The sequence below is a fragment of the Dolichospermum sp. UHCC 0352 genome (genome assembly GCF_009711925.1).
In the GTDB taxonomy this organism is placed as follows: domain Bacteria; phylum Cyanobacteriota; class Cyanobacteriia; order Cyanobacteriales; family Nostocaceae; genus Dolichospermum; species Dolichospermum lemmermannii.
The window spans coordinates 1-10,554 of record NZ_VIKY01000250.1; the positions used below are offsets into that span (position 1 = coordinate 1).

The window sequence follows — 10,554 nt, forward strand, 5'->3', positions numbered from 1 at the left end:
TATTTTATAATTGCTGAAATGCTTTTTAGATATACATTTTCGCAGTTTTTGACCCCTTTTTTTCTTTTCTTTGTGAGAAATCCGGGCTAGGCGATACCACTCCAAGCCAAAGGAAGCAGAGCCGGGAAACGCATGGTGATTGTTGTGCCATGATTCACCGAAGGTCAGTAAGGCAATCGGCCCAAAATTATGACTGTGTTCTTCGGTCTCAAAGCGGCTCATCCCGAAGCAGTGCAAGAAGGAGTTAATTGACCAAATGGTATGTCCTCCCCAAATAATTCTGAACACACCTCCCCAAATAAATCCTGCTAACGCTCCCGCTAGACTCCAGTGGTACAATCCGCCTAAGAGGGTGGGCAACACGAACCCCAGGGAAGCCCACAGGTAGTAGTAGCGATCTACTCTAACGATGTTTTTGTTTTTGATTAAATCGGGTACATAGTGGACAACACTGGGATATTCGTGCTTATACATCCAAGTTAGATGGGAATGAATTAAGCCTCGAATCCGATCACGCCAATTACCACCGTGAAGATTTGGTGAGTGAGGATCACCATGTTTATCGCTCAATTCATGGTGGCGGCGATGTAACGCTGACCATGATATAATTTTAGGTTTGATATTTTTTAATGTCTCACGACGAATTTTAAGCAAAATGCAAATTAGTCATTAGTCAGTTGTCCGTTGTTATTTATTCGACTATTCACTGAAGATTGGCGAAATTCAAAAAAAGATAATTACAAAATCCCTTTCCTTATTACACTACGCTTCAACGCTACTATTTTAGGTCGCGCACCTTTACCTGAAAAACCTAAACCTTCGCGGAAGATTTCAGGCATATAAAATCCCTTTACTTCATCTTTTTGTTTATATTCATAAATCACTCCCATCTCTTCTAATAATGTTACTGTTTTTTGATCCATGTCAAAATCTTCTACAGCAAAAGGAATTATCTTTTGAGTCGCAGGATATTTAGGGAGTGTATCTTCTACCCATGTTTTGAAAGCTGGATATTCTTCTTTAGCTTCTCTTACTTTTTCTTCACTACATGGTTTCAGAGCGCGACGAATTGCTGGAGGAGGTAAAAGTCGGCTTGTAGACCATTTTGAAAATTGTTCTTCTTGAGTTTTATTTACTGTAATATTTGCTGCATTATACAAAAAACGGACAATATCTCTGGCTTGGAGTCTGCCCTTAAAATCTGTTAAAGCTGCAAATACCCAAGAAGCTGTGTAGGCTTCTTTAGACTTATCTGTTCCTACTTTTTTACCCCATAGTTGCTCTAATTCATATATGATATTCTCTTCAGTTAGACTGTAAATACTATCTTTCTTTGCACCTATTACTTTAGATTCACTACAAATCCAATAAACTAATCTCAAGAAAGAATCTTGATTCCAATATAAATCATAAGCACGGTAAAGGCTTTCAAACTGACTTGAATTTTGAGTAATTGTATATCTGATAAAATCACGACGTAAGAAAATTATTACACCAAGATGAGATTGCCTAATTTCTGATAATTTCTTTGGTAAATCATCAATTAAAGCTCTTAAAGCAATCTTCTCTTGATTACTAGAACCGATTTCCTGAAATATATCTTCTAATCCATCAAACAAAAAGATAATCTTTAATCCCTTATTTTTTAAATATTGATTTATTGTACCAAGTGTATTAGGAGTATCTATATTTGGATTAATACCTATAGATCTGGCAATTTCACCAACCCAGAAGTCTGTCCATTTAGGTTCATTCCAATCTTGGTATTTAACTGCATTTTTAACCCTAGTTGTATACTCTGAATGCACAAATTCAGGAATATTATTACCTAAAGCTTCTCTAACCTCATTTCTAGCTTGGTTGATAACAATTTTTGCATTATCCTGAACATTAATGGACTCAAGTACAGGAAATATATGGGTTTTTGACTCAGTTTCATTATTTCTATGATCAATATAATTCAGGAAATTCTCCCAATATTTAAAACGTGATAACTGTATATAATTAAAAGTTTTTCCAGCCCCTTTAGCTCCAATTGATACTATATGAGGTAATTTATCTCTAAAGTTAGTAGCTAAGTTCCGCAAAGGTTCTGTTATTAGTAAATCTTCTCCTTGTCCTTGTTCAGCGTACTCATATCTCCGGCACAAATCTCTAAGTCTTTGGACGGATTGCTGTAAATTGTTTTCCGGTGTATCATCTGAGATTGATTCCTGATTTTTTGGATTTGGTAACTGTTGTTTTGCCCAGTCTATAGCAATTCCCATGACTGAAATTGAAGTTCTATTTAATTTAGAGCGTGCATCTTCCCAGTCATTTACATAAAGTAATTCCTCTACAAAATAAGCTTCTTTTATTTCCAATCTTGGCTCATCTAACTTATCTTCTTCTGATTGTACATAAGCAGATATTAATTCAAACAAGGCATTATTAAATGCTGGTAATTTTTTAAATTCTTCTTTTAACATACTAATTACTATTGATGGATCATAGTATTCTTTATCTTTAACTTCTGCTTCTAATGGTGCAACTTTGCCAATTTGTTTTAAAACTAAACTTGTACCCTGAATAGATTGATCATTGATTGTTGTGACAAGAAAACGCTGGATTCTGGGATCAAAAATTATAGGACTAGATATTTCACTTAAACCTGCTCTCAAATCAATAAAAACATAATCTACACCTAAAATTTCACCTAAATGATGAATAGCATTACCATATTCCCATGTTCCATCTATACCTCTGACTAAATGTTCAGGTAAAATGGGTATATCTAATAATTCATTATCTTTTAGAAATGCAGGTAAAAAATAAACTTGTGAATTTCCTTCATGTTTCACTGATTTTTTTACTTCGTTAGCAAATAAAGCAAGTGCTTCTTCTCTATCAATTGGTGAATAATGGTAAACTTCTAAAAAATTAATAAAAGAAACGGATGGTTGTTGTTTTGCTAACGCATTCCAATAGGTAAGACCTGGTGCTTCCAAATCAGCATCAATAACTAACACATTTATAGACTCATTTAACTCTTTAGCTCTATCTAACAAAGCAAAAAGATGGGCTGTTAAATTTAATGTTCTTCCTACACCACCTTTAAAAGAATAAAACGCTATTAAACTAGGTTTTTCCGTATATGCTTCTGGAAGCTTAACTATTTTTTTGACAGCAGGTTCTGTTTCTGAATCATTTTCTGAATTACTTTCTAAATAAGCAATTTCTTCCCAAAAAGGACGTATCTCAATATCTGTTATATAAGGTTCTTCTTCTGAGATAAATTCCACGGGTAATGTAGCATCACCAATATCAAATCGAATAACAGATTCCTCTTCATCGTACCAATCTCCAAACCATTCTTTTTCTTTTAATACGTCCTTGACTTTATTTATAAAATTTTCATCGGAAATATTTATTTCTACAGCATCAGAAAAACACCTAATACTTACTATGTTCTCTGGTAAATTAGTCCCATAGTTAGTTTTGCGGCGAAAAATTCTTCTAATATCAAGCCAAGTCAGTAATTTAAAATCTTTCATAGTCCTTGAAGTTCTTTTTTAATCAATTCAACAATGTTTAACAATTTTTTTTCTATGTCTTCGTCTGTTATTTTTTCCCGTTTATTCTCATCCTCATCTTTTTTTAAGATAAACTTTCCTCCATAGCGCCAAATCTGGTTAATTTTACCAGGCGTTAATTGTCGTTCTTGTTTTATCTTAACATGAGAATTATCCTGAATATCTTGAATAAATAACTGTTCTGGTAGTTTCCACATTTGCAATGAATTATTACCAGGGTATAAACATTCTAACAACCCATTTATATCATGCCCCTCTTCTAATATTTCTGGACATAAATCAGTACGATTTACTTCCTTTTTCTTCATCAACACTGCTTTTAAACCACATTCAACAGCATAAAATAATAATAAGCGGTGGGCATTAGTTCGGACTCCATTATGATTATGAGAGGCAGAAGAATTTTCACGCCATGCTCTTTGCATTTCCCTGTCTGTAAAAGTTATCTTCTTCTTCATTCCCGTTAACTAAGATTTTACTCAGTTATTTTACGTCAAAATCGCGCCACCCATTAACCAATTATACCGACACTTCAACTCATCCTGCATTAATGTCAAACACTCCATAATTGATACAGTTTTAATAAACCAAATCTTTCTGCGTGATTCCTGCTACTGGAGTTTACTTCTAGTCAATTCAATACTGATTTTGCCGCTAAAATCAGGAATAGGTGCAGCGGTTTTACTGAGAATAACTTGTACTTGACTAATACCGTCGCTATCCTCTAGAATACCATCAGCTATAGCCCCAGCTAGTCTTTCCACCAATGCAAACTTTGAGGTTTTCAGCAATTTTTGCACTAAGCTAATTATCTGCCGATAATCTATAGTATCTTCAATATTATCTGTTTTGGCGGGTTTAGAAAGATCCAACCATAATTTAACATCTACCTCAAACCATTGTCCTAATGCCTGTTCTTCTGGTAAAAATCCGGTATAACCATAGCCACGAATTCCTGTTAAATGAATACAGTCCATAATCTCTAATCAATGCAACTTACTTTTAATAATCTTAATCTTCTTTGGTCTTATGTATTAACAGAAACCCTCAAACGTTTGGGTTTAAATTGCGCTGTTATCTGTCCTGGTTCTCGTTCTACAGCATTAACTGTGGCTTTTGTCCAACAAATACCGCATATTGAAGCAATTCCGATTTTAGATGAACGTTCGGCGGCTTTTTTTGCGTTGGGACAAGCAAAAGCAACGGGGAAACCTGTAGTATTAGTTTGCACTTCGGGAACTGCGGGGGCAAATTTTTATCCAGCAGTAATTGAAGCTAGAGAAAGTCGCGTCCCTTTGTTAATATTAACCACTGACAGACCAGCAGAATTACGAGATTGTCATTCAGGACAAACTATTGACCAAGTAAAATTATACGGTAATTATCCCAATTGGCAAACGGAATTAGCTACACCTTCGGTGGATATGGGAATGTTAGGTTATCTCAGACAAACGGTTATTCACGCTTGGGAACGTTGTCAATTTCCCAATTCTGGCGCAGTACATTTAAATATACCTTTTCGTGATCCCCTCGCGCCCATTCCCGATGGTACAGATTTTACCTTAGATACAGAAGATTTCTTTTCTAGTTTGATTTCCACCCCATTACCAATTACCAATTACCAATTACCAATTACCAATTACCAAAAAGGGATCATTATTGCTGGTGTAGCCCAACCACAAGCCCCGGAAGAGTATTGTAGAGCGATCGCTAACCTAAGTCAATCTCTCCAATGGCCTGTTTTAGCTGAAGGACTTTCCCCTGTCAGAAATTACACAGACTTAAATCCCTATTTAATTTCTACCTATGACATCATTCTTAGAAATCAACAACTTGCCAAAGAATTATCCCCAGAAATCGTAATTCAAATTGGAGAAATGCCCACAAGTAAAGAATTACGCAATTGGTTAATTACTACTAATCCTCAACGTTTGATAATTGATAATTGTGATCAAAATTTAGATCCTTTACATGGAAAAACTACACATTTAAGAATATCAGTAACAGAAATTGGTAAATTGGAAATTGAGGAATTAGCAAAAAGTGAGTATTTACAAAAATGGTGTATAACAGAAAAGCAAGTTAGAAAAAATATTGATGATTATTTTGAAAATATAGATGAATTAATCGAAAGTAAAACCGCTTGGTTAATTTCCCAAAACCTACCACCAGAAACACCCCTATTCATTGCAAATAGTATGCCAGTGCGAGATGTAGAATTTTTCTGGAAACCCAATAATTTAAGAATTAAACCTTATTTTAATCGGGGTGCAAATGGTATTGATGGTACTTTATCCACTGCTTTAGGAATAGCACATCATCAGCAAAGTAGTGTAATGCTAACAGGAGATTTATCTTTATTGCATGATACCAATGGTTTTTTAATTAGAAATAAATTTATTGGACATCTAACGATTATCTTGATTAATAACAATGGTGGGGGAATTTTTGAAATGTTACCCATTGCCAAATTTAATCCACCTTTTGAAGAATTTTTTGCCACTCCTCAAAATATTGATTTTGCTCGATTATGTGCTACTTATAATGTGCAATATCAGTTAATTAATTCTTGGGAAGAACTAAAAGATAGCTTAAAGCAAGTACCAAAAATAGGAATTAGGGTTTTAGAAGTCAAAACAAATAGGAAAAGAGATGTGATGTGGAGAAAAGAAAATTTAGTAAAATTTAGTAATTGGTAAATAGTTCAAATATTTAGAATATTCAGATCCCCGACTTCTTGGAGAAGTCGGGGATCTATTTTTAAAACAGATTTCCATAATTTTTGCCCAAGTGCCACAGATAAAGATTAAACTAAAAAATCTTGTACAGCAAAACCTGTTAACCAAAATCAAGTTATTATGTCTAAGGTTCTTGTCTCAGATCCAATTGATCAAGTTGGTATTGATATTCTTTCCCAAGTTGCCACCGTTGATGTCAAAACCAGCCTCAAGCCAGATGAACTCAAAGCCATTATTGGTGAGTATGACGCGCTGATGATCCGTTCTGGAACTCGCGCTACTCAAGAAATTATAGAAGCTGGCACCAAATTAAAAATTATTGGCCGTGCCGGTGTAGGTGTGGATAACGTTGATGTTCCCGCAGCGACTCGCAAAGGGATTGTCGTCGTCAATTCCCCAGAAGGTAATACCATTGCCGCCGCAGAACACGCTTTAGCTATGATGTTATCCTTGTCTCGTCACATTCCTGATGCTAATGCTTCAGTAAAACGTGGTGAGTGGGATCGGAAAAGTTATGTTGGTTCGGAAGTATACAAAAAAACCCTCGGCGTTGTCGGGTTAGGAAAAATTGGTTCTCATGTTGCCAGTGTAGCTAAAGCAATGGGCATGAAACTCCTAGCTTATGATCCATTTATCTCCAGCGAAAGAGCGGAACAATTGGGTTGTCAATTGGTGGAATTAAATGTGTTATTCCAGCAAGCCGACTATATCACCTTGCACATTCCCAAAACTAAGGAAACTGCCAACATCATCAACGCTAAAACCTTGGCGTTAATGAAACCCACCACCAGAATTATTAACTGCGCTCGTGGTGGCATTATTGATGAAGCGGCTTTAGCAGTAGCAATCAGAGATGGTGTAATTGCTGGTGCTGCGTTAGATGTATTCGATTCTGAACCATTAGGTGATTCTGAATTGCTACGCTTGGGTAAAGAGGTTATTCTTACCCCTCACCTCGGTGCTTCCACTGCTGAAGCTCAAGTCAACGTCGCCATAGACGTGGCTGAACAAATTCGGGATGTGTTATTAGGACTACCTGCCCGTTCCGCTGTGAATATTCCTGGACTAGGACCCGATATTCTCGAAGAACTCAAGCCTTACATGGAATTAGCGGAAACCCTGGGGAATTTAGTTGGTCAACTCACCGGCGGCAGAGTTGAGACACTTAATGTTACACTGCAAGGAGAACTGGCAACTAATAAAAGTCAACCTTTAGTTATCGCTGCCCTGAAAGGACTACTTTACCAAGCCCTACGGGAACGGGTCAATTATGTCAACGCTACCATAGAAGCCAAGGAACGGGGGATTCGAGTCATTGAAACCAGGGATGCTTCCGCAAGGGATTATGCAGGTTCATTGCATCTCCAAGCTACAGGGACTTTAGGTACACATTCTGTCACAGGTGCTTTATTAGGTGATAAGGAAATTCACTTAACAGACGTTGACGGTTTCCCCATTAACGTCCCCCCCAGTAAATACATGGTGTTTACCCGCCACCGGGATATGCCAGGTATTATTGGTAAACTCGGTTCTCTCCTCGGCAGCTTTAATGTCAATATTGCTAGTATGCAGGTAGGTCGGAAAATTGTGCGTGGTGATGCTGTTATGGCTCTCAGTATTGATGATCCTTTACCCGATGGCATTTTAGAGGAAATTAAAAAAGTAGATGGTATTCGGGACGCATATACAGTCGCACTTTAACTGTGATTTTTGGGATTTATTTGCTGCAGATGATTCAGTAATCAATACTTGTCGGTTAAGCTCAAAACAATGAAATTATGTAGGTTGGGTTGTTCGCGTAAGCGTTGCGGAGCAATGGAACGAAACCCAACATTTACAACGGTTTGTTGGGTTTGGTCTTTGTACCGCAACGGGCAAGCAAGCTACAACCCAACCTACGAAAATCCTTAACCGAACAGTATTGATTCAGTAATTTGATAATCATAGCAATCAAAGTTTGTTTTTACGAATCTAAAATCTAAAATTCTATGGTAAACACTTGGTGGGAATTGAATATTTTATCTGAACCAGATTTAGAAGATACTATATTTTGGCGGTTAGAAAAATTTGGCTGTCGTGGTACATCAGTAGAAATTAAGGGTAATATCGCCATCATTAAGGCTTATTTGCCCAGCTTTAAAACCCAATTACTAGATTTGGCTGCCTTATCACTATGGCTGCGCCAAGATGCACTATGTGTAGGACTCCCTTCACCCATGGTGCATTGGGGCTTAATTGACGAAGAGGACTGGTCTAGTAGCTGGAAACAACACTGGCAACCCGAAGAAATAGGCGATCGCTTTCTGATTAACCCCGCTTGGCTACCTTTACCCGAATCCTTGGACAGGTTGGTAATTCGCTTAGATCCTGGTGTAGCCTTTGGTACAGGCAATCATGCCACGACCCAATTATGCTTAGAATCTCTAGAAATGCGCTTTAGCGAAGTTCCTCAATCCTTTGTGGATACGGAAGAAAAAAAAGAACCGTTAATCATTGCCGATATTGGCTGTGGTTCGGGTATTCTAGGCGTTGGGGCAATCTTACTAGGTGCTGGTAAAGTCTATGCCGTTGATAATGATCCCGTAGCGGTGAGATCCACTTTCAGTAATCGCGCTCTTAATGATATCCGTCCAGACTATTTAATCCCCATTGAGGGGAGTGTAGACATGGTACGGAAAATAATTGATCAGCCAGTAGATGGTATTGTCTGTAATATTTTAGCTGATGTAATTATTGAATTACTCCCAGAAATGACCACAATTACCAAACCCAGCACTTGGGGTATATTTAGTGGAATTCTCCTAGAACAATCCCAGGGTGTTGCTGATGCTTTAAAACAAAATGGTTGGGTTGTTGCTACTCTCTGGAAAAAAAAAGAATGGTGTTGTTTAAATGCCCGTCGTTCTTAATCATATTCACAAAAAAGTTTATATAGCAGAGAATAGAGAACAGAATTATCACCAAAAAAAATCTATACTCATAAATTTGGAACTTCAATTTATCAAATCATCTCATCAATGAATAACCCACTACAAGAATACAATCCCAACAGCGTAGCCGAAAAAAATGGTAACTTCCTCGGATTACCTGATGATTACGATTCAGCCAATTTAATTATCTTCCCCATACCTTGGGAAGTCACCGTTTCATATCGTGCGGGAACTGCGAACGGACCACAGCGAATTTTAGATGCCTCACTGCAAATAGATTTATTTGATTTTGATCATCCCGACGGTTGGAAACAGGGAATATTTATGGTAGAAATTCCCCAGGAAATGATCGAAAAAAATAACTATTATCGTCAACAAGCAGCCAGAATTATTGAACGTCAAGCCCAAGGTAAATCCCTAACAGATTCACCAGATTTAACCTCTGTTCTAGAAGCAATTAACCAAGCTGGGGAACAGGTAAATCATTGGTTATTGACCCAATCACAAGCAGCAATGAATCAAGGTAAACGAGTTGCTGTCATTGGTGGTGATCACAGTTCACCATTAGGCTACTTCCAAGCCTTAGCTAATCAATATGATGACTGGGGAATTTTACATATTGATGCCCATGCAGACTTACGGAATGCCTATGAGGAATTTGAATTTTCTCATGCGTCTATTATGTTTAATGCCATGAAAATACCGCAAATTTCTAAATTAGTCCAAGTAGGTGTACGAGATATTTGTCATGATGAAGTGCAAATCATTAATCAATCAAATGATCGCATTATTGGTTATTATGATTCAGCAATTAAACAACAACTATATTCTGGTAAAAATTGGTTGGATTTATGTCGAGAAATTATCAACCATTTACCAGAAAAAGTTTATATTAGCTTCGACATTGATGGTTTAGATCCTAAACTTTGCCCCAATACAGGTACTCCTGTTCCTGGAGGACTGGAATTAGAACAAGTTTATTGTTTGTTCCGCGAACTGGTAAATAGTGGTAGAGAAATTATTGGTTTTGATGTCTGCGAAGTTGGTGATGCTGAATGGGATGGTAATGTTGGTGCGCGAATAGTTTACAAGTTAGCAAATTTATTAGATTTATCTCAGAAAGAGGGAACAGGTAATAGGTAATAGGAGTAATAATAACTTTCCTGTTCCAACTGACAACTGTACGGGCGAAGCATTTCGAGAACTATTTTTGGCAATGACCGATAATTTATCTTCCAAATGCTTCGCCCCTACTGACAACTGACCACTGTACGGGCGAAGCATTTCGAGAACTATTTTTGGCAATGACCGATA

At 37.1% G+C, this 10,554-nt stretch carries 9 protein-coding genes; 4 read left to right on the forward strand and 5 right to left on the reverse strand.

The annotated features are described in order from the left end of the window. From FJR06_RS18030 to folB, 4 genes are all read right to left on the reverse strand, one after another. The coding region (locus FJR06_RS18030; protein WP_174783353.1) for a fatty acid desaturase at positions 1-654 on the reverse strand (654 nt) is incomplete at its 3' end. Between the two features lie 83 nt (positions 655-737). After that, entirely contained in the window at positions 738-3,533 is a 2,796-nt protein-coding gene (locus FJR06_RS18035; RefSeq protein ID WP_168651958.1) for a ParA family protein, read from the reverse strand. Next, the gene (locus tag FJR06_RS18040; protein ID WP_015081156.1) at positions 3,530-4,030 is read right to left on the reverse strand and encodes a hypothetical protein; all 501 of its coding nucleotides are present in this window, start codon (positions 4,028-4,030) and stop codon (positions 3,530-3,532) included. The genes FJR06_RS18035 and FJR06_RS18040 overlap by 4 nt, the downstream gene beginning before the upstream one ends. A gap of 153 nt (positions 4,031-4,183) precedes the next feature. Beyond that, positions 4,184-4,549, reverse strand: a complete 366-nt coding sequence (gene folB, locus FJR06_RS18045; protein ID WP_015081155.1) for a dihydroneopterin aldolase — start codon at positions 4,547-4,549, stop codon at positions 4,184-4,186. Between the two features lie 12 nt (positions 4,550-4,561). Between folB and menD the strand changes: the two genes are divergently transcribed. From menD to FJR06_RS18065, 4 genes are all read left to right on the forward strand, one after another. After that, positions 4,562-6,271: a 2-succinyl-5-enolpyruvyl-6-hydroxy-3-cyclohexene-1-carboxylic-acid synthase gene (menD, locus tag FJR06_RS18050; protein WP_015081154.1), complete on the forward strand. Its 1,710-nt coding sequence runs from the start codon at positions 4,562-4,564 to the stop codon at positions 6,269-6,271. Positions 6,272-6,430: 159 nt separating this feature from the next. Then, entirely contained in the window at positions 6,431-8,011 is a 1,581-nt protein-coding gene (gene serA, locus FJR06_RS18055) for a phosphoglycerate dehydrogenase (RefSeq protein WP_015081153.1), read from the forward strand. Positions 8,012-8,298: 287 nt separating this feature from the next. Beyond that, the gene (gene prmA, locus FJR06_RS18060; RefSeq protein WP_015081152.1) at positions 8,299-9,219 is read left to right on the forward strand and encodes a 50S ribosomal protein L11 methyltransferase; all 921 of its coding nucleotides are present in this window, start codon (positions 8,299-8,301) and stop codon (positions 9,217-9,219) included. A gap of 108 nt (positions 9,220-9,327) precedes the next feature. Beyond that, positions 9,328-10,383, forward strand: coding sequence for an agmatinase family protein (locus FJR06_RS18065; RefSeq protein WP_168651959.1), 1,056 nt, complete (start codon positions 9,328-9,330; stop codon positions 10,381-10,383). Here FJR06_RS18065 and FJR06_RS18070 read toward each other — a convergent pair. Further along, a partial coding sequence (locus FJR06_RS18070) for a hypothetical protein (protein ID WP_254434449.1) occupies positions 10,351-10,554 on the reverse strand: 204 nt, incomplete at its 5' end. The two genes, FJR06_RS18065 and FJR06_RS18070, sit on opposite strands and share 33 nt — an antisense overlap.

Coding starts and splice junctions, on each gene's coding strand:
- FJR06_RS18035 (WP_168651958.1), bottom strand. CDS start 3,533: ATGAAAGATTTTAAATTACTGACTTGGCTTGATATTAGAAGAATTTTT.
- FJR06_RS18040 (WP_015081156.1), bottom strand. CDS start 4,030: ATGAAGAAGAAGATAACTTTTACAGACAGGGAAATGCAAAGAGCATGG.
- folB (WP_015081155.1), bottom strand. CDS start 4,549: ATGGACTGTATTCATTTAACAGGAATTCGTGGCTATGGTTATACCGGA.
- menD (WP_015081154.1), top strand. CDS start 4,562: ATGCAACTTACTTTTAATAATCTTAATCTTCTTTGGTCTTATGTATTA.
- serA (WP_015081153.1), top strand. CDS start 6,431: ATGTCTAAGGTTCTTGTCTCAGATCCAATTGATCAAGTTGGTATTGAT.
- prmA (WP_015081152.1), top strand. CDS start 8,299: ATGGTAAACACTTGGTGGGAATTGAATATTTTATCTGAACCAGATTTA.
- FJR06_RS18065 (WP_168651959.1), top strand. CDS start 9,328: ATGAATAACCCACTACAAGAATACAATCCCAACAGCGTAGCCGAAAAA.